Raw genomic sequence first — 24,709 nt, 5'->3', positions numbered from 1 at the left:
GCTCAGATCGGCTGCCCAGCCAGCATCTTCGGATCATTGTCGCCGCCAAGCCCCGACGCCTGACGGATGAAGAACGACTTCAGCGACGGCATGCGATCGACAAGCCCCAGGCCGAAATCGCGCAGCGCCCGGACCGGCGTGATATCGTTGGAAAATAGCCGGTTCAGCACGTCGGTCGTCACGCCCATCCGGAAGGTGTCGAAGCGCCGCCAGCTCTGGTAGCGCTCGAGCACCGCGAGCGAGCCGATATCGAGACCGAGGCGATCCGCATCGACAATGGTCTCCGCCAGCGCCGCCACATCCTTGAAGCCGAGATTGAGGCCCTGGCCGGAAATCGGATGGATGCCGTGCGCGGCATCGCCCGCAAGGGCAAAACGCGGGGCGACGAAATCGCGCGCCAAGGTCAGGCCGAGCGGAAAGGCCTGCCGTCCGCCGACGACCTTCAGCGTGCCGAGCCTGTGGCCGAAGCGGCGCTCCAGCTCTTCCTCGAAGACGAGGTCGTCGCTGGCGATCAGCCGCTCCGCGTCGTGCGTCCACTCCGTCCAGACCAGCGATGAACGGTTGTTCTTGAGCGGCAGCGTCGCAAAGGGACCGGCTGGCAGAAAATGCTCCTCCGCCGTGCCCTCATGCGGACGCTCGTGCTCGACGGTGGTGACGATGCCGGACTGCCCATAGTCGAATTCGACGGTCTTGATGCCGGCGGCGTCGCGCAGCTTCGAGCGCACACCGTCGCAGGCAACCAGCAGCCGCGCCTCGAGCACGTCGCCACTCGACAGTGTGACCGAGACCGCATGATCGCCGCTCTTGAAATCCTTGGCGACCTCCGACTGGCGGATATCGATACCAAGCGCGCCGGCAGCCTTGCGCAACGCACCAACCAGCGCCACGTTCTGAACCATATGGGCAAAGGGCCGCCCCTCGACCCCGCCTTCTTCAAACGTCAGGAACACCGGGCGGACCGGATCGGCGGTTTTCGAATCGGTGATCACCATGCGTTTGATCGGCTCGGCTTCCGGCTCGATCTCGCTCCAGATGCCGAGCACGTCGAGCATCTGCGAGGCGGCGGCGATGATCGCCGAGGCGCGCTCGTCCTTCTTCCAGGCGCCCTTTGCCGTGGCATCGATCACGGTCACGGCAAGATGCGGCGCCGCCTTTTTGACGGATACGGCCAGCGACAGGCCGATATAACCGCCGCCCGCAATCAGCACATCGATCATCTCTCGTTCTCCCGTCACTCTTGAGCATTGCTTCTTGCCTATATAGATCATTGCTGCGCCCCTTCCTACCACCGACGCCATTCGACCGCTGGAGATTGCCGAAATGTCGCGCCCCCATGACAACCCCGCCCCGATGCCCGCCCCGATGGATATCCTCCTGCAGACGCTGGATCTGGAGAAGCTCGAGGAAAACCTGTTTCGCGGCCGCTCGCCTCAGGTCGGCTGGCAGCGCGTCTTCGGCGGACAGGTCATCGGCCAGGCGCTGGTGGCGGCGCAGCGCACCGTCAGCGAAGGCCGCTACGTGCATTCGCTGCACGCCTATTTCATGCGGCCCGGCGATCCGGCGGTGCCGATCATCTACGATGTCGACCGTATCCGTGACGGATCGAGCTTCGCCACCCGCCGCGTCGTCGCCATCCAGCACGGCAAGGCGATATTCGCGCTGTCAGCGTCCTTCCAGTTCGATGAGGACGGCTTCGACCACCAGATCGCCATGCCGGACGTGGCGCCGCCGGAAAGCCTGATGGGCGAGCAGGACATCAAGGAGCAATTCCTCGTCAATGCGCCCGAAGCGGTTCGGCGCTACTGGGAACGCCCGCGGCCGATCGAGATCCGCCCCGTCTCGCTCAAGCATTATTTCTCGCGCGACAGGCTGGAGCCCGTGCAGGACGTGTGGGTGAAGGCGGTCGGCACCGTTCCGGACGAGCGCCATATCCAGGCGGCTGTACTTGCCTATATCTCCGACATGACCCTGCTCGACACGGCGCTTTATGCCCATGGCACCTCCGTCTTCGACCGCGACCTGCAGGTGGCGAGCCTTGATCACGCCATGTGGTTCCACCGGCCCTGCCGCATGGATGACTGGCTGCTTTACACCCAGGACAGCCCGAGCGCCTTTGGCGCACGCGGCATGACGCGGGGCAGCCTTTTTGACCGCTCCGGCGTCCTGATTGCCTCGGTCGCCCAGGAAGGCTTGATCCGGAAAAAGGCATCTGAATAAAAAAACGTCATTTTTTGTTTTTTGCCCATTTTTTCATCGTTAAAATTGATGTTTTTTTAACATTTTTCCGGCCGCGCCCGGAAAAATGTGGCTTTTCCGTGTCTTTTCATAGGGTTAAGATCCCGTTTCGAATCTGGCACGCGCCTTGAATAGCAATGCGCGGTCGTTGAGGAATTTGTACTCGGCGGCAAGGAGAGACGGCCCCGAGCCGACATGAACAAGGATGGGAAACCAGATGAAAATTGTGATGGCCATTATCAAGCCGTTCAAGCTCGATGAGGTTCGCGAAGCCCTCACCGCTGTCGGTATCCAGGGCCTGACCGTGACCGAGGTCAAGGGTTACGGGCGCCAGAAGGGACACACGGAAATCTATCGCGGCACCGAATATGCCGTCAGCTTCCTGCCGAAGCTGAAAATCGAAATCGCCGTCGCCTCCGAGATCGTCGACAAGGCCGTCGAGGCGATCGCATCCGCGGCCAAGACCGGCCAGATCGGCGACGGCAAGATCTTCGTCTATTCGATTGACCATGCGGTGCGCATTCGCACCGGCGAAACCGATTCAGAAGCGCTGTAAGTCACGGCTGTTCAGGGAGCTACATTTCAATGTCCTCATTTAATCTTTCCACCTCTCTCGGACGCGTGAGCGCTGCGGCCGCAGCCTTCCTCGCCCCGGCCATTGCCTTTGCGCAGGAAACGGCGCCGGCTGCTGCCGAAGCCGTGGCCGCAGCGCCGGTTCCGGACAAGGGCGATACCACCTGGATGCTGGTGTCCTCGGCGCTCGTGCTCCTGATGACCGTTCCCGGCCTTGCCCTGTTCTACGGTGGCCTCGTCCGCTCCAAGAACATGCTGTCCGTCATGATGCAGGTTCTCATGATCGCCGCCGTCGCGATGATCGTCTGGGTCACCTATGGATATTCCATGGCCTTCACGGCCGGCGGCAGCATGAATTCCTTTATCGGCGGCTTCTCCAAGCTGTTCCTCGCCGGCGTCGACACGACGACCGTCGCTGAAACCTTCTCCAAGGGCGTCGTCATTCCGGAACTGGCATTCGTCATCTTCCAGATGACCTTTGCCGCGATCACCCCCGCCCTTATCGTAGGCGCCTTCGCCGAACGCGTGAAGTTCTCCGCCGTGATCCTGTTCACGATCCTGTGGCTGACCTTCATCTACTTCCCGATCGCCCACATGGTCTGGTTCTGGGGCGGCCCGAGCCTCTACGCCGATCCGTCCGGCCTGATCTTCGGCTTCGGCGCCATCGACTTCGCGGGCGGCACCGTCGTTCACATCAATGCCGGTATCGCGGGCCTCGTCGGCTGCATCATGATCGGCAAGCGCACCGGCTTCGGCAAGGACATGATGGCTCCGCACTCCATGACGCTCACCATGGTCGGCGCCTCCCTTCTCTGGGTCGGCTGGTTCGGCTTCAACGCCGGTTCCAACCTTGAAGCCAATGGCTATGCCGCGCTCGCCATGATCAACACTTTCGTTGCCGCTGCTGCCGCCGTCATCTCCTGGTCGGTTGTCGAAACCTTCACCCGGGGCAAGGCCTCGATCCTCGGCGCGGTATCGGGTGCTGTCGCAGGCCTCGTCGTCATCACGCCTGCCGCCGGCTTCGTCGGCCCGATGGGTGCCATCGTCATGGGTCTCGTCGTCTCGCCGATCTGCTACTTCTTCGTCTCCGCGGTGAAGAACAAGTTCGGTTACGACGACACGGCCGATGTCTTCGGCGTTCACTGCATCGGCGGTATCCTCGGCGCGCTGCTGACCGGCGTTTTCGTCAACCCGGCGCTGGGCGGCGCAGGCATCGTCGATTACTCGACCGCCGATTTCGCAGCCGGCTACGCCGGAACGGCAACCCAGGTCCTGTCGCAGTTCAAGGGTGTCGTCGTCACGCTGTTGTGGTCGGGCATCGGCTCGGCGATCCTCTACAAGATCGTCGACGTGATCGTCGGCCTGCGCGTCACCGTCGAAGCCGAGCGCGAAGGTCTCGACCTCTCGTCCCACGGCGAAGCCGCCTATCACTCCTGAGAAATTGCGGAGCCGGGAAAACCGGCTCCGTGCCCAGTCCCGTCGCGGTCTCGTGTCTCACGAAACCGCATCTTTGCCCGGATCTCGCATCCGGGCTTTTTTTGTGGTCGGTTTGCCCCGGCCGTGGAAAACCAGCCCGGCAGAAGCGTTTCCCGTAAACGAAGCATCAAGGTTAATAGGGCTTTAACCCTCCTCTGCTTACGGTGGAAGCATGTGCGCATTGCGCTTTGCAGACGAACAGGCAGCAGGTCACCATGAGCAGAAGCAATCAGGCGGTATTCGACAACCGTTCCAACCGGTTTGTGCTTTCCACATTTGTCTTGAGGCAGGTGGCCGCGCTGGCGGGCTTCTCGCTGTTTGCCGCGCTCGGCTTCGCCGTCGCCGCTCTATCGACCTGGAACGTCTCCGATCCGAGCTTCTCCTATGCGACAGCGGACGCCCCGACCAACGTTCTTGGTTATACGGGTGCGGCCTTCGCCGATATCTTCATGCAGTTCTTCGGCATTGCCAGCGTCGTGGCGCTGCTTCCCGTCGTTGCCTGGGCCCTGGTGCTGATCTTCAGCAAACCCTTCGACTGCATCCCCAAGCGCGCCGCGGCATGGTTCGGCGGCTCAGTCCTCGCCTCCGCCGCTCTCGGCTGCATTCCCGCGCCGGTCACCTGGCCGCTGCCGAGCGGCCTCGGCGGCGTTTTCGGTGACATGATCCTGAGGTTTCCCGCGCTTTTCACCGGCACCTTTCCGTCCGGCACGTTCGGCACGGTGCTTGGCATCTTGCTTGCCCTGCCCGCCACCTATTTCCTGGTCTATAGCGCCGGTCTGATCGGGGTTTCCGATCCGGAAGAGGATATGCCGGTCCCCGCTCCGGCGCCCAGCAAGGCACGCACGGTCAGCGATGAGATGGAAGACGACGAATCAGAAGGCATCGTCATGGTCCTCGCCGGGGCGCTCACCCATATGCGCTTCACCGCCCAGGCGCGTTTCCGCCGCCTGTTCGGCCTCAGCGGCCGCCGCAAGCCGGCCTCGCGCCACTACGACGAGCCCTACGACTTCAACACCGACGAGTTCGGCACGCTGAACGAGCCGGTGCGGTCGAAGGTCATGTCCCGCGCCGAGCGGGTCGAGCCCTCACTTGACCGCAGCGAGCGCCGCGTCGTCGCAGCGCCGCCGATGTCGATCGACGATGATGACGATGATGATTTCCTCGACACAGGGCGCCGCCCGGCTGGTATCATGCCGGACGACGACGAGGACGACATCGATCCCGCTGCCGATTGGGCGCCGGTGCCGGCACCACGCAAGCAGCCGCCGTCGCAACTCAGCCCACGCGTTATTCCGGCCGCCCCGCGCCCGAAGACCGGTCAGCGCGGCGAGCGGGAGGCGCAGGCCTCCTTTGTCTCCAACGACGACGATTTCGTCCTGCCGCCGCTGCATTTCCTGGCCGAGCCGAAGAATGTCTCGCGTGACGCGACGCTGTCGGCCGATGCGCTGGAGCAGAATGCCCGCATGCTGGAAGGCGTGCTGGAGGATTTCGGCGTCAAGGGCGAGATCATCCATGTCCGCCCGGGTCCGGTCGTCACGCTCTACGAACTGGAGCCCGCCCCCGGCATCAAGTCGTCGCGCGTCATCGGTCTTGCCGACGACATCGCCCGCTCGATGTCGGCGATCGCTGCCCGCGTCGCCGTCGTGCCCGGCCGCAATGCCATCGGGATCGAACTGCCGAACCAGCGCCGGGAAACCGTCTACCTGCGTGAACTCCTGGGCAGCCGCGATTTCGAACAGAGCAAGGCGAAGCTCGCCATGGCGCTCGGCAAGAACATCGGTGGCGAGCCCGTCATCGCCGATATCGCCAAGATGCCGCATCTGCTCGTTGCCGGCACCACCGGCTCCGGCAAATCCGTCGCCATCAACACCTTCATCCTCTCGCTGCTCTATCGCCTGACGCCGGAGCAATGCCGCCTGATCATGATCGATCCGAAGATGCTCGAACTCTCCGTTTATGACGGCATTCCGCATCTGCTCTCGCCCGTCGTCACCGATCCGAAGAAGGCCGTCGTCGCGCTGAAATGGACCGTGCGCGAAATGGAAGAGCGCTACAAGAAGATGTCGAAGATCGGCGTGCGCAATATCGACGGCTTCAACAGCCGCGTCGAGCAGGCGCTGGCCAAGGGCGAGCAGATCAGCCGCACCGTCCAGACCGGCTTCGACCGCCAGACCGGCGAGGCGACTTACGAAACGGAAGAGTTCGACCTGGCTCCAATGCCCTATATCGTCGTCATCATCGACGAGATGGCCGACCTGATGATGGTCGCCGGCAAGGACATCGAAGGTGCCGTCCAGCGCCTGGCCCAGATGGCCCGCGCCGCCGGCATCCATGTCATCATGGCAACGCAGCGCCCCTCCGTCGACGTTATCACCGGCACGATCAAGGCGAACTTCCCGACCCGCATCTCCTTCCAGGTGACCTCGAAGATCGACAGCCGCACCATTCTCGGCGAACAGGGCGCCGAACAGCTGCTCGGCATGGGCGACATGCTCTACATGGCCGGCGGCGGCCGCATCCAGCGCGTCCACGGTCCCTTCGTGTCTGATACTGAGGTCGAGGACGTGGTCGCCTACCTGAAGACGCAAGGGGCACCGCAATATCTCGACGCCATCACTGAGGATGACGACGAGGACGCCGAAGGCGGCGGCCCGGCCGGCACCTCCAATCTCGCCGAATCCGACGATCCCTACGACCAGGCGGTCGCCATCGTACTGCGCGACGGCAAGGCCTCGACCTCCTACGTTCAGCGCCGCCTCGGCATTGGTTACAACCGCGCCGCCTCGCTGATCGAACGCATGGAACAGGAGGGCATCATCGGGCCTGCCAATCATGCCGGCAAACGCGAGATCCTGGTGCCCACGGAAAGCGAAATCACCGGCCGGTAAAACCGCGCACGCCCCTTGTCGAGCCGGCCGGACGGAGGGCCCCGCGCGACCCCACGGGGAATTGAGGGCGGGCGCGGGAGCCGCCTTGAAGGCGCCGCACTTGCGCTCCACATGAGACTGGAAATGAAGGAGATTGCCATGACAGACAGCGAAACCGGCCGCCGCGGGCAGAAACCCGCGTTTTCTCTGCCGCGCCGATGGCTTGTCGGTGGCCTCGCGGCTTTCGCTGCCCTGGCCACCATCGGCCTTCCCATCGAACCCGCCCGGGCGCAAGCGGGCGTCGCCCAGAAAATCGCCGATCATTTCGCCTCCGTGAAGACGATGAGCGGCGAGTTCGTACAGTTCGGCCCGCGTGGCGAGCAGACGGGCGGCAAGTTCTATATCAGCCGTCCCGGCAAGATCCGCTTCAACTATGAGGCCCCCTCGCCGATGCGCGTGATCGCCGACGGCAAGTCGGTCGTCATCGGCAATCAGAAAATGAAGACCTGGGACATCTATCCGTTGTCGAAGACGCCGCTGAAGCTGCTCTTGTCAGACAATATCGACCTGACCGGCAAGATGGTGCGCGACGTCAAGGAAGAGCCCGATCTGATTACCATCGTGCTGGGCGACAGAAGCGTCTTCGGCGACGCGACGATCACCTTGATGTTCGACCCGAAGACCTATGATCTGCGCCAATGGACGATCACCGACGCGCAGAAGAAGGATACGTCGGTGATGATCTTCAACGTCAAGAACGGCGTGCCGATGGACGACAAGGTCTTCCAGATTCCTTACGACGACGTGCGCAACAAGTCGAAATGAGCCGCATCTGAAACGACGCCTTCTGCTATCACTGATTTGACCGGTTGTTTGATCGCCTCCGGAACAGCATCAGGCCGATGACGCCTCGCCGTCGATGCGCCGCGTCATCAGAATCTCGTCGATCTCCCGTCCCTCGTAGATCGTGCCGCCGGCTATGCGGCCGGCCTCGACAAAACCCTCGCGCCGGTAAAACCGGATCGCTGCCGGGTTTTCGCCACTGACGGCAAGCTCCAGTTGGCGGATACCGGCTTCGCGGGCATGGCGAACAATCGCTTCGAGAAGCGCTTTCGCATGACCGGCGCCGCGCCGGTCGCGACGCACATAGACCATGACAACGGTTGCGCGGTGCGCCATCTTGCTTGCGCCTTGCCGAATGAGCCCCATGATGGCAACCGGCTCTTCCTCGTGAAAATCGACAAAGACTGCAGCAGCGGTCAGGCGGCGGCGCCACTCGTCATCCGGCAGCTTTTCCCAATCCGCGGCGCTGCTGGCAAAGACGGCAGGCTCGGCGCGCAGCGCTTCGAGCCGGATGCGGCGAAAGACGTCGAAATCCTCGGGGGCGAGATGCCGGATCATCCGGGGACCTTTCCTGGAGAAGCCGCGTCGTATCCATCGCAGCAAATGAAGCCTGGACGGCAATAGATATCACCGGACACAACTGTCAATATCGGCTGCAAATCCATTGGCCAAGCGCGACAAAAGCCCTGACAGCGCCGCGCGTCGTTTCAGACGCGCAAAGGGTCGCTGTAACACTTTGGAATGCTGCATAATTTTATCCTTAAATCGATTCCGATTTAAGGAATTATGCAGTAAGACGTCCGCTTTAACAAAGCACATCCAAGGAAAGACCTCCCGCATGGCATTGTCGATCGCGACCTGGAACATCAACTCGGTGCGCCTGCGCATGCCGCTGATCGAACATTTGCTGAAGACCTGGTCGCCGGACATCCTCTGCCTGCAGGAAACCAAATGCCCGAACGATCTGTTCCCGTTTTCGCCCCTGACGGCGCTCGGCTACGAGCACATCGCCATCCACGGCCAGAAGGGCTATCACGGCGTCGCCACCCTTTCCCGCCTGCCGCTCAATGAACTGACCGACCGGCGCGATTATTGCGGCGTCGGCGATGCCCGCCATCTCTCCGTGGTGTTTGAAAAATCCGGCAAAAATATCCGGCTGCACAATTTCTATGTGCCGGCCGGCGGCGACGAACCGGATCGTACGATCAACCAGAAATTCGGTCACAAGCTCGATTTCATCGACGAGATGAAGCTCCTGCACGCCGAAAGCGAGGCGGGTATCTCGTCGATTCTCGTTGGCGACCTCAACATCGCGCCGCTCGAGCACGATGTCTGGTCACACAAGCAGCTTTTGAAGATCGTCAGCCACACCCCGGTCGAAACCGAAGGCCTCACCACCGTCATGACGGGCGGCGCCTGGGTCGATCTGATGCGCCAGCACACACCGTCGCCGGAAAAGCTCTACACCTGGTGGAGCTACCGCGCCAAGGACTGGGAAGCCGCCGACAAGGGCCGCCGGCTCGACCACGTCTGGTCCTCCGCCGACCTTTCCCCGCACCTGACCCGCGTCGATATCGTCAAGGAAGCCCGCGGCTGGGACCGTCCCTCCGACCACGTGCCGGTGATTGCCCATTTTGATTTGTAGGAATTCGGGCCCGTCACCCGAACCGCGGCGCCAGTTTCTGCATGTTGCGGATCATCGTCCGCAGATTGTCCTTGATCCGCGCTTCGACGACGACGGCCACTTCCGGATATTCCTCCAGCATGCGGCGAAACAGCGGCCGGTTGATGCGGATGACTTCGCTGTCTTCCTCGGCCGTCGCGGTGAACTTGCGCTCGACGAAGGAAATCATCGCCAGCTCCGAAAGCAGCGTTCCCCGGCCGACGGTATCGACGACCTCGGCGCCGCCATCGGCCTGGCTGCGGGTCAGACTGAACGAGCCGCTAGCAATGGCGAACGCGCAATCGGCAGGCGCCCCTTCGCGAAAGAGCTGCTGGCCCCTGTTGAGGCGCCGGCGCTCGGCCCCGAAGGCGATCAGCCGCAGCTTGTCGTCGTCAATATCCGCAAACAGCGGGACGACGGACAGAAGGGCGATGTCGTCATTGAGCGACAAGGGAATACCTCGAAGAAAACATAATGCCGGGTGCCGTCACGTCCCCCGTCTTCAGGGAACGATCTTGTACCCGCCATTCTCTGTCACCAAAATCTCCGCATTGGAAGGGTCGCGCTCGATTTTCTGGCGCAGCCGATAGACATGGGTCTCGAGCGTGTGGGTCGTCACGCCGGAATTGTAGCCCCATACCTCTTCGAGAAGCACGTCGCGCGTCACCACTTTCTGGTCGGCGCGATAGAGATAGCGGATGATCGCCGCCTCTTTTTCGGTGAGCCTTATCTTCTGGCCGTTTTCCAGTGTCAGCAGCTTCTGCCCCGGCTTGAACGTATAGGGACCGACGGTGAAGGTCGCGTCCTCGCTCTGCTCGTGCTGGCGCAGCTGCGCCCTTATGCGGGCAAGCAGCACGGCGAAGCGGAAGGGCTTGGTCACATAGTCGTTGGCGCCGGCTTCCAGCCCGAGGATTGTATCGGAATCGGTATCATGACCGGTCAGCATGATGATCGGCGCCTTGAAGCCGCCCTTGCGCAAGAGCTTCACCGCCTCGCGCCCGTCCATGTCCGGCAGGCCGACATCCATCACCAGAAGGGCGATCTGCTGGTTGCGGGCCGTATGGATACCCTTGGCCGCCGTCGGCTCCTGAAGAATAGTGAATTCCTCATAGAGGGAAAGCTGCTCGGTCAACGTTGCGCGCAGATCGTTGTCATCATCGACGAGAAGAATGGTGCGTGCCGACATGCTGAGATCCCTCCTTGCTTCCGGATTAAAACTAGCTCAATCGCTGCCTTAAACAAGCAATGGAAGCTTCACCCGTTTGTTGCATATTGTGTAGTGCTATGGTGTGGTTTCAGATCACGGACAACGCAGAAAACTGTGTGTAAAATGCGACGAAAACCCCGCAAGGCTGCAAATCCTGTCCGCACCATCGTCGTCAGAAGAAAACCGGGAAACCAAAGCCGCGCGCTGGTCACCTTCGCAGGCCGCACCGAGGAGGCCGCGATCGGTCGCAGCGGCATCAGTTCGCGCAAGCGCGAGGGCGATGGCGCCACCCCGATCGCCGCCATGCGCCTGATCGGCGGCTATGTCCGCCCCGACCGCGTCATCCTGCCGCCGACCGCCTTGCCGCTCCGCTTCACGCCGCAAAACCTGCTCTGGTGCGACGAACCGCGCGATGCGAACTACAACCGCCCGGTGACCGCTCCGTTCAAGTCCAGCCACGAAAAAATGCGCCGCGACGACGGCCTCTACGATATCTGCCTGGTGATGGACTGGAACCTGCGCAGTCGCAAACGCTATGGCGGCTCGGCCATCTTCTTCCATCTCGCCAAGCCAGGCTACAAACCAACCGAGGGCTGCGTTGCGGTGAGCCTGCCGGCGATGAAGCGGCTGTTGCGGTTCATGCGGCGGGGGACGGTAGTGAGGGTAATTCCGTAGCCGTATGCCGCCTCACCCAACCGAGTGCGGCACCACGAACTGCTTGAGATAACCGGTACCCGCTGCAACCTCGTCCCATCCTTCGACATCGAAGTCGATGACGGCGAGCCCCGCCGTCGGGAACTTTTCGTTCATGCGGCCCATGGCATCCGCATCGCCGTCCGCCACGAGAAGCGCCGCGGCTTTCTCCATGCCGGGATTGTGGCCGACGATCAGCAGGGTGCGAATGTCGGGCCCGACCGCCCGGATCACATCGACAATTCGTTCGGCCGACACCTCATAGATATCAGGCGCGTCGCGCTCGGCGACCTTTTTCGACAGGGCCTCGCGCACCAGCGCCCATGTTTCCTGCGCACGGCGGGCGGGCGAGACGAGGGCGAGATCGGGGATCAGTTTTTCACGCGCCATATAGGCGCCGATGATGGGTGCCGCCTTGCGACCGCGTTCGGCCAGCGGCCGCTCACGATCGGCCACACCGTCGGGCCATGCGGATTTTGCGTGGCGCAGAAGGATCAGGCGGCGTTTCGGCTTCGCGGATTTTTTGGCCATTTGGTTCCTCCCACCTCCCCTTCGAGGGGGAAGGGCAATTGCATATAGTTTTGCGGCTCGCTCCCTCTTCTCCCCGGCGGGGAGAAGGTGGCGCCCCCGGGTCTTGCCTTCGGCAAGCCAGAGGACAGGCTGCGGGCCGGATGAGGGGGCGGCTGGCGCCGAAATTGCCGCGACCCCCCTCATCGCCTCGCATACGCTCGGCACTTCTCCCCGCTGGGGAGAAGAGGGAGCTTGTTGCAATCGCCTTCGATCAAATGTGCCGCCCCTCCCCCTTAAGGGGAGGGTGAAAGTCTTACTTCCACTCGCGAATATCGACGAAGTGGCCGGAGACGGCGGCTGCCGCTGCCATGGCCGGCGACACCAGATGGGTGCGGCCCTTGAAGCCCTGGCGGCCTTCGAAGTTGCGGTTGGAAGTCGAGGCACAGCGCTCGCCCGGCTTCAGGCGGTCGTCGTTCATGGCCAGACACATGGAACAGCCCGGCTCGCGCCAGTCGAAACCAGCCGCCTTGAAGATCTTGTCGAGGCCTTCGGCTTCCGCCTGTTCCTTGACGAGGCCCGAACCCGGCACGATCATCGCCGAGACGGTCGGAGCGACGGTACGGCCTTCGACGACCTTGGCGACTTCGCGCAGATCCTCGATACGGCCGTTGGTGCAGGAGCCGATGAAGACGCGGTCGATGTTGATGTCGGTGATCTTCGTGCCCGGCTTCAGGCCCATATAGTCGAGCGCGCGCCACTTCGAGGTGCGCTTGTTCTCGTCCAGGATCTCGTCCGGGTTCGGAACGATGCCCTGAACGGAGATGACGTCTTCCGGCGAGGAGCCCCAGGAGACGATCGGCGGCAGCGCTGCGGCATCGAGCACGACGACGCGGTCGAAGTGGGCGCCTTCATCGGTGTGCAGCGTCTTCCAATAGGCGATCGCCTGTTCCAGTTCTTCGCCCTTCGGTGCGCGCGGCTTGCCCTTGATGTATTCGAAGGTCTTTTCATCCGGCGCGATCAGGCCGGCGCGGGCGCCGCCTTCGATCGTCATGTTGCAGATGGTCATGCGGCCTTCCATCGACAGGGCGCGGATGGCTTCGCCGGCGAACTCGATGACGTGGCCGGTGCCGCCGGCCGTGCCGATCTCACCGATGATGGCAAGGATGATGTCCTTCGCCGTGACGCCTTCCGGCAGCTGGCCATCGACACGCACCAGCATGTTCTTGGCCTTTTTCTGGATCAGCGTCTGGGTGGCGAGCACATGCTCGACCTCGGACGTGCCGATACCATGTGCCAGCGCTCCGAAGGCGCCATGCGTCGAGGTGTGGCTGTCACCGCAGACGATGGTCATGCCCGGCAGGGTGAAGCCCTGCTCGGGACCGACGATGTGGACGATGCCCTGGCGCTTGTCGCTGGCCGAATAATATTCGACGCCGAAATCGGCGGCGTTCTGAGCCAGTGCCTCGACCTGGATGCGGCTTTCCTCGTTTTTGATACCGAGATGCCGATCCGGCGAGGTCGGAACGTTGTGGTCGACGACGGCAAGCGTCTTTTGCGGCGCCCGCACCTTGCGGTTCGTCATGCGCAGTCCCTCGAACGCCTGCGGGCTCGTCACTTCATGGACGAGATGGCGGTCGATGTAGAGAAGACAGGTTCCGTCGTCCTGTTGATCGACCAGATGGTCGTCCCAGATTTTATCGTAGAGAGTACGCGGTGCGCTCATGGCTTTTCATCCATAGTAAAGAAAAAGGTCAGGAAAATGCCCGGCGAAAGGGGCGCCGGAAACCCAGCCGGGGTCAGGCCCCGAAGATCAACGAAGTCGGCTGTTGAGCGCGCCCGAAACGCATGCAAAAAACCGTGCCGGCAGACGCTTGTGGTCCTGCAGCACGACGATTTTCTGCGGTAAACACCCGAATTTGGATTCCATGGGCCGTCACATAGCAATTTTTAAGCGGTTCTTCAATTGCCATCATGTCAGCATTGGCTCGATGAACTTAACGCCTGACGTTTATGTCTCTGTGGCGTGCGCCTTTGCCAGTATATTTGACTGAAAAAGCGTCCACGCCCAATTGATCGAAAACGTTAAGATCAAAACAGTCAGAATCCAGGCAGTCACACCGCTCAGCGCAAACGCATTGGCCAGAAAGTAAACCGGAAGGAGGAGCACCGCGGAAACAATCTTAACGGACAACGCGAAAAACAGGAGCCATTTTGCTGCAAACTTTAAAGCGATCATATTGATCCCTCAACCGTCATGCTCAACCTATAGATGAGTCTTGATCGCAGATCAATGATTGCTATCGGGCTGTCCGCCGCAGCCCTTCTCCAATTGTCGCAACCCCAGCGACAGCCCGATCGTCAGGATCAGATAGACCCCCCTCATCGCCACGCATACGCTCGGCACTTCTCCCAGTCGGGAAGAAGGGGAGCTTGTCGCAATCGCCTTCGATCCATATGCGATTCCCCTCGCAAGCGGGGAGAGGGGACAAGCGGCACCCTCTTATCGAAACAAGGAGGGCCGGATGAGGGGCACTCAATTGCCTAGCGATACGAAACTGCTACATAGCTTCCTTAAATCGACTTCGATGTCAAGGTTGCTGCAAGGCCTGCCGGGACGCTGCTGCGGGTTTTTCCCTCCTAGAAGTTTTTCCCCGCTCATCCCCGCCTGGAAAACCTGTGCCATGATCATGGCGTCCAGTCGCGGATACACCGCAAGACGTTTGCGGCGAGGCAGGGCTGGCGCTCCACGGGAAACCTCGTGGCCTTCGGCAAGGAGGCTGCGAACGTCAGGCGGACCGGAAGGAGAGCCCCCGGAAAATGGATCCCCTCCGTCCTTATGGGGCGGGCGTGCCTGTGGGGCACACATGTCGGGACAGGACGCGTGACGTACCGGATCGAGATGCTTAATGCCGGTCCGGAAGCCTACGCTACGAAGTCGTTCCGAGGCAGAGGGTCTGAAGTCGGGGTCTGTAGGGAGGAAAGCTCCCGAGAGAACGCCAAACGGGGCGCTGGAAGGCGTCACATATACTTATTCATTAGAGACGGCTTCCGGTGCCCCGTCCGAGTGAATGCATGCTTGAAAACCACGGTGGCAAACCGCGCGGGGACGCCCTCCCATTTCCATTGGACCACTTGTAAAAGGGAAAGACAGCCCATGCCCTATGTAAAACCGGAAAACTCACCCGCCATCGATGTTTTGTTTCGCGTCGCCGCAACGGGTTGGCTCAATCATCGGGGTTGCGGGGTGCGGCGCTGCCGCCGCGATGGCCGCTGTCTCGACAGGGTCAACAGTTTGGAATGCCTTTGTGTATACATGCCTGATGCAGAGGTGAACGAGATGCCGGATTTTTTCGCCGATACGATCGACCTTGCAACGCCCGAAATGGTTGCGCAATGTCTGGCGCAGGCGAAGACCGAGGACGAGCGGGAGATGATCGCGTTCCGGCGCAGCGTGTTCCTCTACTATCATCAGGAACTGGCAAAGGCCGGGCTGGCCAAGCCCCTGGGTCCGCCCCTCATCGAGGACTGATCATCCCCCTGAAGGCGGTGACTTCGATCTCGATCAGCATTTCCGGGCGGATCAGGCCGCAGACCACCATGGTTGCCGCCGGACGGATATCGCCGAAGGCCTCGCCCAAAATCGGGAAGACGGCATCGGCAAAGGCGGCATCAGTGACATAGTAGTGATTGCGCACCACGTCCTTCAGCGAAAATCCGGCATCCGTCAGCGCCGCCTCGATCGTCTTCAGGCAGTTGCGGGTCTGTTCTTCCACCGTCTGCGGCATGGTCATGGTGGCATAGTCGTAGCCGGTCGTGCCGGAAACGAAGCACCAGTCGCCCTGGACCAGAGCGCGCGAATAGCCCGCCGTCTTTTCAAACGGCGAGCCGGACGAGATCAGTTTTCTCGCGCTGGGCATCGGGGCTCAGGCCCAGGGATGCGAAGCGGCGTTGGCCTTTTCGAACGTGTCGATGGCGGAGGCCTTCTCCAGCGTCAGGCCGATATCGTCGAGGCCGTTCAGCATGCAGTGGCGCTTGAATTCATCGAGCTCGAAGGTGATCTTGCCGCCGTCCGGGCCGGTGATTTCCCGGGCTTCCAGATCGACCGTGAGGATGGCGTTGGAGCCGCGGCTGGCGTCGTCCATCAGCTTTTCCAGGTCTTCCGGCGAGACCACCACCGGCAGGATGCCGTTCTTGAAACAGTTGTTGTAGAAGATGTCGGCGAACGAGGTCGAGATGACGCAGCGGATGCCGAAGTCGAGCAGTGCCCAGGGCGCATGTTCGCGCGACGAGCCGCAGCCGAAATTGTCGCCGGCAACCAGGATCTTGGCGTTCTGGTAGGCGGGCTTGTTGAGCACGAAATCCGGATTAACCGAGCCGTCCTCGTTGTAGCGGGCTTCGGCGAACAGTCCCGTGCCAAGGCCGGTGCGCTTGATCGTCTTCAGGTAATCCTTCGGAATGATCATGTCCGTGTCGATATTGACGACGGGAAGGGGCGCGGCAACGCCGGTGAGCTTGACGAACTTGTCCATGGCAATGGCCTTCGATTTCAACGGGACGGAAAAATTTCCGCCCAGCGTTTAGAGCAATTTTGCGCCGAAATGAAGGAAAATCTCACCCCGGAAAGCCGGAAAGTCGGCTTTCCGCCCTTAGAGATCGATGATCGTGCCGCGTCCGTCGTTCCAGATGCGCGGTTCACGCTCCTGCCGTCCCGCTGTGCGGCCTGCCGCCGCGCGCACCGGCTTCGGCGAAAGCCGCGCGGAAATGGCGCTGCCGATAACGAACACGGTCGCGATGCCGGCGAGCGCCAGGCCGAGCGAAGCCGTGAAGACCAGCGCCATCAGCATAAACGCGATGCCGGCGGCGGTGAAGAGGAGAGAGCGAATGCTTTGCATGATCGTACCTTTCGTTACCCCAAATGTGGGCCCGCCCGCTCGACCTTGCAAGACCTGCTTTGGTAGTGCCCTTCTCGATGACAGGTCTGGCTTGCGAAAAAGGCGAAAGCCGGGCACAAAAGCCGCATGAATTCAGTTGCCGATCGCCATCCCGTCCGCCTGCGCCGCTCGGTGCTCTCTGTGCCTGCCGACAATCCCCGCGCCCTTGCCAAGATCGCCACCCTTGCCTGCGACGCGGTGATCTACGATCTCGAGGATGCCGTTTCCTTCGACAACAAGGCCGCGGCCCGCCAGACGCTTGCCGGTCACCTCGCCCGCAAACGGCGCCGCGACATAGAAGTGATCGTCCGCATCAACGGCCTGAAAACCCGCTTCGGCGAAAAGGATCTGGCAGCGGTGCTTGCGCTTTCGCCCGACGCCATCCTCTTGCCCAAGGTGGAAAGCCCGCAGGACATCCAGGCGGTCGCAGACGTGCTGGCGGAAAACGACGCGCCGGATACCCTGCGTCTCTGGGCAATGATCGAGACCCCGCACGGGGTGCTCAATGCGGCGGCGATCGCCGAGACCGGCCGCACACGCGGCGGCAGGCTTGATTGTTTCGTGCCCGGCCTCAACGATCTGCGCAAGGAAACCGGCGTGCCCGCTTTGCCCGGACGCACCTATCTCGTGCCCTGGCTGATGCAGATCCTGCTCGCCGGCCGCAACTGCGGTCTCGATGTCCTCGATGCCGTCTTCAACGATATCAGCGATACGGCCGGGTTTTCCGCGGAATGCGCCCAGGGCCGCGACATGGGTTTCGATGGCAAGATGCTGATCCACCCGGCGCAGATCGGCCCGGCCAACGACCATTTCGGCGTCGATGCTGGCGCCGTCTTGGAGGCCAGAGCCATCATCGATGCCTTCGCGCTTCCCGAAAACCGCGACAAGGGCGTCATCAATCTCAATGGCCTGATGGTCGAGCGCCTGCATCTCGAGCAGGCCCTGCGCCTCGCCGCCAAGGCAGAGGCCATTCAGCATAAAAGGACTTGAACGATGAAACTCTACCGTTTCCTCACCGGCACCGACGATGCCGCTTTTTGCCATCGCGTCACCGACGCCCTCAACAAGGGCTGGTCGCTGCACGGCTCGCCCGTACTTTCCTTCAACAGCCAGACGGGCCAGCCCATGACCGGACAGGCGATCGTCAAGGACGTCGAAGGCAAGGACTATCACCCGGACATGAAGCTGTCAGAGCAGTAAAATGAAAAGCGCCGCGCGTCGTTTGATACGCGGCGCTTTCAGCCTTCGGGCTGTTGGGCAGCTCAGCCGCCCACATGCTCGACGCTCGCCTCGATCCGCTCCATGTCGTCGTCGGACAGGCCGAAATGATGGCCGATCTCGTGGATCAGCACATGGGTGACGATATCGCCCAGCGTTTCCTCGTTTTCCGCCCAATAATCGAGGATCGGCCGGCGGTAGAGGATGATCCGGTTCGGCATCTCGCCGGTTTCCATGGTGAAGCGTTCGCCGATGCCGCGTCCTTCGAACAGGCCGAGCAGGTCAAAGGGCGTTTCCAGCGCCATGTCCTCGAAAACGTCCTCGCTCGGAAAGTCGTCGATCTCGATGGTGAGGTTGGTGGCAAGCGCCCGGAATTCCTCCGGCAGGTGACTGTAGGCCTCCAGTGCCAGGGATTCGAATGTGCTGATTGTCGGCGCGTGGCGTTCGCGCCAATCGTCGCTCTGGTCTATGCGGGCCATGGGCACTCCTTATTGCCCCTTGATATAGCCATTTCATAAGCGTTTTTCGAGGGTTGAATTTGGATGTGCCCTGTCAAGGAATAAATTCTCATAAATTGTCGTTGACTCTTCCCTGAAGCTCTGGAATCAATAAGAACATAACAGGAACAATACGGATTGGAGTGACGTCATGGTGCAGACGCCCATGGCGCGTGAGCGGCTTTTTGCGCTCCGTGAAGAGATAGCAAGACTGGAAGGCAAACCGGTCCCTGCCATGGCGGCGGCCCGGCAGGAGGCCTTGGCCGAACGTGGCAGCGCAGACAGGGAAAAGCATCGTCTGCCGCTGGGCGTGACGATACTGGACGAGGCTCTGGAGGGCGGCGTACCGCTCGACGGACTGTCGGAAATCCGCTCGCATTGTCTGCGCGATGCAACGGTCTCGGCCGGTTTTGCCCTGGCGCTTTCCGCCCTCATGCAAAAACAGGCGGCGGCCGATCCCGCGCCGATCCTCTGGATCGCCGACCGGGTCACCGCAATGGAGGCCGGCGTGCCCTATCCGGTGGGGCTTAAGGATTATGGCCTCGATTCGGAGAGTTTCCTCCATGCGGCACCCCGCAAGCTGGACGAAGCCCTCTGGCTTGCCGAAACGGCGGTCGAAAGCGGCGCCTTCGCCGTCACCCTCTTGGAGGTCAAGGGCAATCCGGCCCATTTCGGCCTGACCGAAAGCCGGAGGCTCAGTCTCAGGGCAAAGGCGGCAGGGCGGCCGCTCTTCCTGTTGCGGCAATCCGGAGACGAGGAGGCAAGCAGTGCTGCCTTCCGTTTTCTGGTCGAACCCGCGCCCGCGGCAATCAGGCTTTTGCCGGACCGGTCGATGCTTGGCGGCAGCATCGGTAATCCGGTTTTCCGTCTCACCCTGGAGAAGAGCCGAAATCCGGCGCCCCTCTCCCTCATTCTGGAGTGGAACCCCCATGACCGTCAGTTTTTCCCCGCCCGCGAGCCAGAACAGGCTCGGCCTCCGCTCAAGCGCGCAGCGCATTCTCGCCCTCGCCTTTCCGCATCTTTCAACCGACCGGATCGCCCGCAGGAAATGGGGCCTGTCCTGGCGTTCGATCAGGCGTCCTGAGGCCCAACCCCTCGCCTGTTCCGGCCGGCTCAACAATGCCATGCGGCTGACGGCGCTCGACGAGGCCGCGGCAGCGATCGGCCTTAAGAAAAACCAGGCCGTGGCGGAAGCGCGGGCCATCTGTCCGAAGCTCGATGTCGTCGAGGAGGACCCTGAGGCCGATCGCCGCCTGCTCGATGGCATCGCCGACTGGTGCGACCGTTATACGCCCCTGGTGGCGCTCGACGGCCGGGACGGCCTGTATCTCGACATCACCGGCTGCGTCCATCTCTTCGGCGGCGAGAAGGCGCTGCTCCAGGATATTCTGTCGCGGCTCTTCCAGATGGGGCTCGATGCGCGCGGCGCCATATCCTCCGCGCCGGGGCTTTCCTGGGCGATCTCCCGCTTCGGCAATGGCGGCGTCATTGCCGACGAGGAGATGGAGCTTGTACTTTCGCCCCTGCCCGTCGCCGCGCTGCGATTGGAGGAAGAGACCGTCGCCGCGCTGCAGAAGCTTGGCTTGAAACAGACCGGCGATCTCATCCACGCGCCTCGTGCGCCGCTGGCGCGCCGCTTCGGAGCGCAGCTTCTGTTGCGGCTCGATCAGGCCCTCGGCCTTGACGAGGAGCCGATCTCGCCTCGCCGGCCGGTTGCCAGCCTCTCCGCCGAACGCCGTTTGGCCGAGCCCGTTCAGGCGGAAGAAGACATCCTGCATCTGACCGGGCAGATCGCCCTGTCGCTGAAAACCAGCCTGGAAGAGCGCGGCGCGGGCGGGCGGGCTTTCGAGCTCGTGCTGTTCCGGGTCGATGGCCGGGTCTTTCGTGTCGCGGCCGGCGCCTCGCAGCCGTTGCGCGATCCCAGGCGCATCGCCGCGCTCTTTTCCGAGCGCCTTCATGCCGTTCATGACGACCTCGATGCCGGTTATGGTTTTGAAATCCTGCGGCTGAACGTCACTCGCCATGAAGCCTTCGACGCCGCGCAGGAGGATTTTGATGGCGACCGGCAAAAGGATGTTTCCCTTGCCAGCTTCGTCGATCGCGTTTCGGCCCGTCTGGGCGAAGATTGCCTGCAGAGTTTTCAACTGCGCGAAAGCCACGTACCGGAACGGTCGGTGACGGCTGCTCCCGCCATCCGCACGCTGTCATCCGGCAAGAAGTCGGAGAAGAGCAGTGTTTCCTGGTCCCGCGGCGAACGGCCGCTGAGGCTGTTTCCGCGACCGGAGGTGGTGGAGGTCTCCTTGGCCGAAGTGCCGGAGGGCCCGCCGGAAAGCTTCCGCTGGCGGCGCATGCTGCATCGCGTCTCCCGCAGTGAGGGGCCGGAGCGGCTTGCCATGGAATGGTGGATCGATGGCGCCGATGTGCAGGCGCGGGATTATTTTCGCATAGAGGACGATGCCGGCCATCGCTTCTGGATCTACCGCGAAGGCCTCTACGGCCAGATGCCGCCGCCGCGCTGGTTCATGCATGGGGTTTTCGCATGAGCACGGCACTGCAATTTTTCGAGATCGGCGTCCGGACGAATTTTTCCTTCCTCGAAGGGGCGTCCAAGCCGGAGGAAATGGTGACGCAGGCCGCGTTTCTGAAGCTCGCGGGTCTCGGGATCGCCGACCGGAATTCTGTCGCAGGCGTTGTCCGGGCTCATGCGCAGGTCCGGGCGCTGAAGGAAGAATATGAAAAGACCCTTGCGGAAAACCGGGAGCGTCGCGAAAAGGGAGAAGCGGAAAAGCAACCCATGATGCCGGTTCCCTTCCAGCCGGGCGCAAGGCTGGTTTTTTCCGATGGCACGCCGGATATCCTCGCCTTCCCGCAAAACAGGAAGGGCTGGGCTCATCTCTGCCGCCTGCTGAGCGCCGGAAACCTCAGAACCCAGAAAGGCTCGTGTATCCTCAACGAGGCAGATCTTGTCGAATGGGGAGACGAGATGATGCTCGCCCTCGTTCCCAATCCTGCTTTGTCCGGTGATGCCGACGCGCGCGAAAAGCTGGAAGACTGCCTTGCGCACCTGAGAAAGCGCTTTCGCGAGAAAATTTATCTGGTGCTTTCGCCTTCCTACGACGGTCGCGATGCCGAGGTGTTCGCAAGCTTTTCCGTGCTGGCCGCCCGCAACCGCATCCCGCTGATGGCCAGCAACCAGCCGCTCTATCATCATCCTTCCCGCCTTCCCCTGGCCGATATCGTCACCGCCATCCGCGAGCATGTGACAATATCGGAGGCCGGCTTCCGGCTGGCCCCCAATGCGGAACGTTACCTCAAGGATGGGCGCGAGATGACGCGCCTGTTCCGGGACTATCCAAGGGCGATCGCCAATACCGAAAAGTTCTTCAGGAGCCTGTCCTTCTCGCTGGATGAGCTCAGCCACAATTATCCGGACGAAGGCGTCGAAGGGGAAACGCCGTCGCAGACGCTTGCACGGCTAACCTGGGAAGGCGCGCGCGAGCGGTATCGAAAAGGCATTCCTGACAAGGTGTCGAAGCAGATCGTCTACGAACTCAATCTCATCGCGGAGATGAAATACGAGCATTATTTCCTGACGGTGCGCAATATCGTCCATCATGCCCGTTACACGCTGAAAATCCTGTGCCAGGGGCGCGGGTCCGCCGCCAATTCCGTCATCTGTTTCTGCCTCGGCATCACGGAAGTCGACCCCACCACAACGACGCTTCTGTTCGAACGGTTCATCTCCACCGAGCGCAATGAACCGCCGGATATCGATGTCGATTTCGAGCATGAGCGCCGCGAGGAGGTGATCCAGTTCATCTATGAAAAATACGGCATTGAGCATGCCGGTCTGACGGCGGCGGTGACGAGCTACCGGGCGCGATCCGCCGGCCGCGAGGTGGCCAAGGCGTTCGGCCTGTCGGAAGATGTGCAATCGGCCCTCGCCAGCACGGTCTGGGGCTGGTCGGCCGAGGATCTGACGGAACGCGAGGCAAAGGCCGCCGGGCTCAATCTTTCCGATCCGACGACCCGGAATGTTCTCAAATACGCGACCGAACTGATGAGCTTTCCGCGGCATTTGACCCAGCATGTCGGCGGCTTCGTCATCACGCGGGACCGGCTGGACGAGGTCATGCCGATCATGCCGACGGCGATGCCCAAGCGCTACATGGTCGAATGGGACAAGGATGATCTCGATACGATCGGCATCCTGAAGATCGACATTCTCGCGCTCGGCATGCTCACCTGCCTGAGGAAGGCCTTTGATCTCCTGGGATCGCACTATGATCGCCAGGTCACGCTTGGCGGCTTCGGCGACATGACCGACAAGGCAGTCTACGCGATGATCTGCCGGGCAGACACGATCGGCGTCTTCCAGGTCGAAAGCCGGGCCCAGATGAGCATGCTGCCGCGGCTCAGGCCGGAAAGATTCTACGATCTTGTGGTGGAGGTGGCGATCGTCCGGCCGGGTCCCATCCAGGGAAACATGGTTCATCCCTATCTCAAGCGCCGGCAGGACCAGCGCAACAACAGGCCCATCGACTATCAGAAGCCGGAGCTCAAGGCGGTCCTGGAGAGAACGCTGGGTGTTCCACTCTTTCAGGAGCAGGCGATGCAGATCGCCATCACCGCGGCAGGCTTTACTCCCGCAAAAGCCGACAGGCTGCGGCGCTCGATGGCGACGTTCAAGCGATCGGGACAGGTCAATTCCTTCAAGAAGGACATGATCGACGGCATGGTGGGCAACGGCTATCCTCGCGACTTTGCCGAACGCTGCTTCAGCCAGATCGAAGGCTTTGGCGAATATGGTTTTCCGGAAAGCCACGCGGCCTCCTTTGCCCTGCTCGTCTACGCCTCCTCCTGGGTCAAGGCCTATTACCCCGACGTTTTCTGCGCGGCATTGCTGAATTCGCAGCCGATGGGATTTTATGCGCCGGCGCAATTGGTGCGCGATGCACGCGAGCATGGAGTCGAGATGCGCGCCGTCGATGTCAATCATTCCGAATGGGATTGTCTTTTGGAAGCGACCGCCTTCGACAGAGACGCGATCGACCAGCGCCATGTCTCGATGCGGCCTATCATCCGGACGAAAAGGGCGGTGCGCCTTGGTTTCCGACAGGTCAAGGGCCTTTCGAAACCGGATATGGAAGGGCTCGTCAAAAACCGTGGCCAGGGCTACACCTCCGTGCGGGATCTCTGGCTGCGGTCTGGCCTGCAGAAGTCCGATATCGAGCGGCTGGCGGATGCCGATGCCTTCCAGTCGATCGGACTGTCGCGGCGCGAGGCGCTCTGGGCGGTGCGGGCGCTGGACGCGAAAAGCGCCGCAGAGAAACTGCCCTTGTTCGATCGCGCGGATCGCGCCGATCTTCAGGTGGAACCGGAAACCCGCCTGCCGGAAATGCTGCCGGGCGAGCAGGTGATCGAGGATTACCGTTATCTCTCCCTATCCCTGAAGGCGCATCCCGTTTCGTTCCTGCGCGATGATTTCACAAGGAGGAACATCCTGCGCAACAGGGATCTTCTGACAGTGCCGAATGGGCAAAGGGTCACCATTGCCGGGCTCGTGCTGGTGCGTCAGAGACCAGGCTCCGCCAAGGGCGTGATCTTCATGACACTGGAAGACGAGACGGGTGTTGCCAATGCCATCGTCTGGAACAAGATATTCGACCGGTCCCGCTCCATCGTCATGGGCGCCCGGCTGGTAAAGATCACGGGCAAGCTCCAGAGCGAAAGTGGGGTGATCCATGTCGTGGTCGACCAGATCGAGGACATGACGCCGATGCTTGGCCTGCTGCAACGCGAGGCCCGTCATTTTGGCGTGTCGGACCGGTCCGACGAAGCCCTGCGCCCGACCGCCGACCGTCGACAGAAGAAACGCACGACTGTAGCGGCGCATTTCGGGAAGGGCGATTTCGAAAAAACTGCTCACACCGAGATCGTCGAAACAGAGAGCGTCATGCCGAAGGGGCGGAATTTTCATTAGCCCGGAGGATCCC

Annotated in this window: 23 protein-coding genes; 13 read left to right on the top strand and 10 right to left on the bottom strand. The window is 61.8% G+C overall.

What is annotated here, in order from left to right:
* Positions 1-2 precede the first annotated feature (2 nt).
* Positions 3-1,268 (bottom strand): ubiquinone biosynthesis hydroxylase, encoded by a 1,266-nt coding sequence (locus tag ACSQ2Z_RS02620; protein WP_436079777.1) that lies wholly within the window; start codon positions 1,266-1,268, stop codon positions 3-5.
* 52 nt (positions 1,269-1,320) lie between these two features.
* Between ACSQ2Z_RS02620 and tesB the strand changes: the two genes are divergently transcribed.
* From tesB to ACSQ2Z_RS02595, 5 genes are all read left to right on the top strand, one after another.
* Positions 1,321-2,217, top strand: coding sequence for an acyl-CoA thioesterase II (gene tesB / locus ACSQ2Z_RS02615; protein ID WP_436079776.1), 897 nt, complete (start codon positions 1,321-1,323; stop codon positions 2,215-2,217).
* A 223-nt stretch (positions 2,218-2,440) separates the two neighbouring features.
* Entirely contained in the window at positions 2,441-2,791 is a 351-nt protein-coding gene (locus tag ACSQ2Z_RS02610; RefSeq protein WP_037128337.1) for a P-II family nitrogen regulator, read from the top strand.
* A 29-nt stretch (positions 2,792-2,820) separates the two neighbouring features.
* Complete coding sequence (locus tag ACSQ2Z_RS02605; protein WP_436079775.1) at positions 2,821-4,245, top strand: ammonium transporter; 1,425 nt, start codon at positions 2,821-2,823, stop codon at positions 4,243-4,245.
* Between the two features lie 254 nt (positions 4,246-4,499).
* Positions 4,500-7,172 carry a DNA translocase FtsK gene (locus ACSQ2Z_RS02600; RefSeq protein ID WP_436079774.1) on the top strand — a complete coding sequence of 891 codons (2,673 nt, stop codon included), beginning with the start codon at positions 4,500-4,502 and terminating at the stop codon, positions 7,170-7,172.
* A gap of 123 nt (positions 7,173-7,295) precedes the next feature.
* Complete coding sequence (locus ACSQ2Z_RS02595; protein ID WP_436079773.1) at positions 7,296-7,976, top strand: outer membrane lipoprotein carrier protein LolA; 681 nt, start codon at positions 7,296-7,298, stop codon at positions 7,974-7,976.
* 69 nt (positions 7,977-8,045) lie between these two features.
* Here ACSQ2Z_RS02595 and ACSQ2Z_RS02590 read toward each other — a convergent pair whose 3' ends face one another.
* Positions 8,046-8,552, bottom strand: coding sequence for an N-acetyltransferase family protein (locus ACSQ2Z_RS02590; RefSeq protein WP_436079772.1), 507 nt, complete (start codon positions 8,550-8,552; stop codon positions 8,046-8,048).
* Positions 8,553-8,832: 280 nt separating this feature from the next.
* On the opposite strand from ACSQ2Z_RS02590, the gene ACSQ2Z_RS02585 reads away from it, so the two are divergent.
* Entirely contained in the window at positions 8,833-9,639 is an 807-nt protein-coding gene (locus tag ACSQ2Z_RS02585) for an exodeoxyribonuclease III (RefSeq protein WP_436079771.1), read from the top strand.
* Between the two features lie 13 nt (positions 9,640-9,652).
* Here ACSQ2Z_RS02585 and ACSQ2Z_RS02580 read toward each other — a convergent pair whose 3' ends face one another.
* Positions 9,653-10,108 carry a cyclic nucleotide-binding domain-containing protein gene (locus ACSQ2Z_RS02580; RefSeq protein WP_436079770.1) on the bottom strand — a complete coding sequence of 152 codons (456 nt, stop codon included), beginning with the start codon at positions 10,106-10,108 and terminating at the stop codon, positions 9,653-9,655.
* 51 nt (positions 10,109-10,159) lie between these two features.
* Positions 10,160-10,843, bottom strand: a complete 684-nt coding sequence (locus tag ACSQ2Z_RS02575) for a response regulator transcription factor (protein WP_436079769.1) — start codon at positions 10,841-10,843, stop codon at positions 10,160-10,162.
* A 144-nt stretch (positions 10,844-10,987) separates the two neighbouring features.
* Here ACSQ2Z_RS02575 and ACSQ2Z_RS02570 point away from each other — a divergent pair, with 144 nt between their 5' ends.
* A complete protein-coding gene (locus ACSQ2Z_RS02570; protein ID WP_436079768.1) occupies positions 10,988-11,539 on the top strand; it encodes a L,D-transpeptidase family protein in 552 nt (183 codons plus the stop codon).
* Between the two features lie 12 nt (positions 11,540-11,551).
* Here the strand turns inward: ACSQ2Z_RS02570 and ACSQ2Z_RS02565 are convergent, their stop codons facing one another.
* Together ACSQ2Z_RS02565 and leuC are read right to left on the bottom strand one after the other, a co-directional pair.
* Positions 11,552-12,088: a SixA phosphatase family protein gene (locus tag ACSQ2Z_RS02565; protein WP_436079767.1), complete on the bottom strand. Its 537-nt coding sequence runs from the start codon at positions 12,086-12,088 to the stop codon at positions 11,552-11,554.
* 292 nt (positions 12,089-12,380) lie between these two features.
* Positions 12,381-13,790, bottom strand: a complete 1,410-nt coding sequence (leuC, locus tag ACSQ2Z_RS02560) for a 3-isopropylmalate dehydratase large subunit (protein WP_436079766.1) — start codon at positions 13,788-13,790, stop codon at positions 12,381-12,383.
* A gap of 1,353 nt (positions 13,791-15,143) precedes the next feature.
* On the opposite strand from leuC, the gene ACSQ2Z_RS02555 reads away from it, so the two are divergent.
* A complete protein-coding gene (locus ACSQ2Z_RS02555) occupies positions 15,144-15,596 on the top strand; it encodes a hypothetical protein (protein ID WP_436079765.1) in 453 nt (150 codons plus the stop codon).
* Here the strand turns inward: ACSQ2Z_RS02555 and ACSQ2Z_RS02550 are convergent.
* From ACSQ2Z_RS02550 to ACSQ2Z_RS02540, 3 genes are all read right to left on the bottom strand, one after another.
* Positions 15,583-15,984 (bottom strand): RidA family protein, encoded by a 402-nt coding sequence (locus tag ACSQ2Z_RS02550; RefSeq protein WP_436079764.1) that lies wholly within the window; start codon positions 15,982-15,984, stop codon positions 15,583-15,585. The genes ACSQ2Z_RS02555 and ACSQ2Z_RS02550 overlap by 14 nt on opposite strands.
* Positions 15,985-15,990: 6 nt before the next feature.
* Entirely contained in the window at positions 15,991-16,596 is a 606-nt protein-coding gene (gene leuD / locus ACSQ2Z_RS02545; RefSeq protein WP_113005326.1) for a 3-isopropylmalate dehydratase small subunit, read from the bottom strand.
* Positions 16,597-16,713: 117 nt separating this feature from the next.
* Positions 16,714-16,959, bottom strand: a complete 246-nt coding sequence (locus tag ACSQ2Z_RS02540) for a hypothetical protein (protein ID WP_436079763.1) — start codon at positions 16,957-16,959, stop codon at positions 16,714-16,716.
* A 126-nt stretch (positions 16,960-17,085) separates the two neighbouring features.
* On the opposite strand from ACSQ2Z_RS02540, the gene ACSQ2Z_RS02535 reads away from it, so the two are divergent.
* Positions 17,086-17,988 (top strand): HpcH/HpaI aldolase/citrate lyase family protein, encoded by a 903-nt coding sequence (locus ACSQ2Z_RS02535; protein ID WP_436079762.1) that lies wholly within the window; start codon positions 17,086-17,088, stop codon positions 17,986-17,988.
* Between the two features lie 3 nt (positions 17,989-17,991).
* Positions 17,992-18,198 carry a DUF1737 domain-containing protein gene (locus tag ACSQ2Z_RS02530; protein WP_436079761.1) on the top strand — a complete coding sequence of 69 codons (207 nt, stop codon included), beginning with the start codon at positions 17,992-17,994 and terminating at the stop codon, positions 18,196-18,198.
* Positions 18,199-18,260: 62 nt separating this feature from the next.
* On the opposite strand, the gene ACSQ2Z_RS02525 is transcribed toward ACSQ2Z_RS02530, so the two are convergent.
* Positions 18,261-18,695 (bottom strand): metallopeptidase family protein, encoded by a 435-nt coding sequence (locus ACSQ2Z_RS02525; protein WP_436079760.1) that lies wholly within the window; start codon positions 18,693-18,695, stop codon positions 18,261-18,263.
* 169 nt (positions 18,696-18,864) lie between these two features.
* Here ACSQ2Z_RS02525 and ACSQ2Z_RS02520 point away from each other — a divergent pair, with 169 nt between their 5' ends.
* From ACSQ2Z_RS02520 to ACSQ2Z_RS02510, 3 genes are read left to right on the top strand one after another with little or no spacing between them, the layout of a single operon-like run.
* Positions 18,865-19,797 carry an ImuA family protein gene (locus tag ACSQ2Z_RS02520; RefSeq protein WP_436079759.1) on the top strand — a complete coding sequence of 311 codons (933 nt, stop codon included), beginning with the start codon at positions 18,865-18,867 and terminating at the stop codon, positions 19,795-19,797.
* Between the two features lie 40 nt (positions 19,798-19,837).
* Positions 19,838-21,256 (top strand): Y-family DNA polymerase, encoded by a 1,419-nt coding sequence (locus tag ACSQ2Z_RS02515; protein WP_436082951.1) that lies wholly within the window; start codon positions 19,838-19,840, stop codon positions 21,254-21,256.
* Positions 21,253-24,696, top strand: coding sequence for an error-prone DNA polymerase (locus tag ACSQ2Z_RS02510; RefSeq protein WP_436079758.1), 3,444 nt, complete (start codon positions 21,253-21,255; stop codon positions 24,694-24,696). The genes ACSQ2Z_RS02515 and ACSQ2Z_RS02510 overlap by 4 nt, the downstream gene beginning before the upstream one ends.
* The last annotated feature ends 13 nt before the right edge of the window (positions 24,697-24,709 follow it).

The organism is Pararhizobium sp. LjRoot235 (assembly GCF_964254145.1).
Classification (GTDB): domain Bacteria; phylum Pseudomonadota; class Alphaproteobacteria; order Rhizobiales; family Rhizobiaceae; genus Pararhizobium.
Note: the sequence above shows the minus strand (reverse complement) of the source record. Positions and strands in the feature narration are given on the sequence as shown.

Bases quoted from the DNA above. Each gene is read 5' to 3' on its own strand.
- ACSQ2Z_RS02590 (WP_436079772.1), bottom strand. From the start codon at position 8,552: ATGATCCGGCATCTCGCCCCCGAGGATTTCGACGTCTTTCGCCGCATC.
- ACSQ2Z_RS02595 (WP_436079773.1), top strand. From the start codon at position 7,296: ATGAAGGAGATTGCCATGACAGACAGCGAAACCGGCCGCCGCGGGCAG.
- leuD (WP_113005326.1), bottom strand. From the start codon at position 16,596: ATGGACAAGTTCGTCAAGCTCACCGGCGTTGCCGCGCCCCTTCCCGTC.
- ACSQ2Z_RS02565 (WP_436079767.1), bottom strand. From the start codon at position 12,088: ATGGCCAAAAAATCCGCGAAGCCGAAACGCCGCCTGATCCTTCTGCGC.
- ACSQ2Z_RS02530 (WP_436079761.1), top strand. From the start codon at position 17,992: ATGAAACTCTACCGTTTCCTCACCGGCACCGACGATGCCGCTTTTTGC.
- leuC (WP_436079766.1), bottom strand. From the start codon at position 13,790: ATGAGCGCACCGCGTACTCTCTACGATAAAATCTGGGACGACCATCTG.
- ACSQ2Z_RS02605 (WP_436079775.1), top strand. From the start codon at position 2,821: ATGTCCTCATTTAATCTTTCCACCTCTCTCGGACGCGTGAGCGCTGCG.
- tesB (WP_436079776.1), top strand. From the start codon at position 1,321: ATGTCGCGCCCCCATGACAACCCCGCCCCGATGCCCGCCCCGATGGAT.
- ACSQ2Z_RS02610 (WP_037128337.1), top strand. From the start codon at position 2,441: ATGGGAAACCAGATGAAAATTGTGATGGCCATTATCAAGCCGTTCAAG.
- ACSQ2Z_RS02540 (WP_436079763.1), bottom strand. From the start codon at position 16,959: ATGCAAAGCATTCGCTCTCTCCTCTTCACCGCCGCCGGCATCGCGTTT.
- ACSQ2Z_RS02525 (WP_436079760.1), bottom strand. From the start codon at position 18,695: ATGGCCCGCATAGACCAGAGCGACGATTGGCGCGAACGCCACGCGCCG.
- ACSQ2Z_RS02620 (WP_436079777.1), bottom strand. From the start codon at position 1,268: ATGATCTATATAGGCAAGAAGCAATGCTCAAGAGTGACGGGAGAACGA.
- ACSQ2Z_RS02550 (WP_436079764.1), bottom strand. From the start codon at position 15,984: ATGCCCAGCGCGAGAAAACTGATCTCGTCCGGCTCGCCGTTTGAAAAG.
- ACSQ2Z_RS02570 (WP_436079768.1), top strand. From the start codon at position 10,988: ATGCGACGAAAACCCCGCAAGGCTGCAAATCCTGTCCGCACCATCGTC.
- ACSQ2Z_RS02520 (WP_436079759.1), top strand. From the start codon at position 18,865: ATGGTGCAGACGCCCATGGCGCGTGAGCGGCTTTTTGCGCTCCGTGAA.
- ACSQ2Z_RS02600 (WP_436079774.1), top strand. From the start codon at position 4,500: ATGAGCAGAAGCAATCAGGCGGTATTCGACAACCGTTCCAACCGGTTT.
- ACSQ2Z_RS02510 (WP_436079758.1), top strand. From the start codon at position 21,253: ATGAGCACGGCACTGCAATTTTTCGAGATCGGCGTCCGGACGAATTTT.
- ACSQ2Z_RS02575 (WP_436079769.1), bottom strand. From the start codon at position 10,843: ATGTCGGCACGCACCATTCTTCTCGTCGATGATGACAACGATCTGCGC.
- ACSQ2Z_RS02535 (WP_436079762.1), top strand. From the start codon at position 17,086: ATGAATTCAGTTGCCGATCGCCATCCCGTCCGCCTGCGCCGCTCGGTG.
- ACSQ2Z_RS02515 (WP_436082951.1), top strand. From the start codon at position 19,838: ATGCGGCTGACGGCGCTCGACGAGGCCGCGGCAGCGATCGGCCTTAAG.
- ACSQ2Z_RS02585 (WP_436079771.1), top strand. From the start codon at position 8,833: ATGGCATTGTCGATCGCGACCTGGAACATCAACTCGGTGCGCCTGCGC.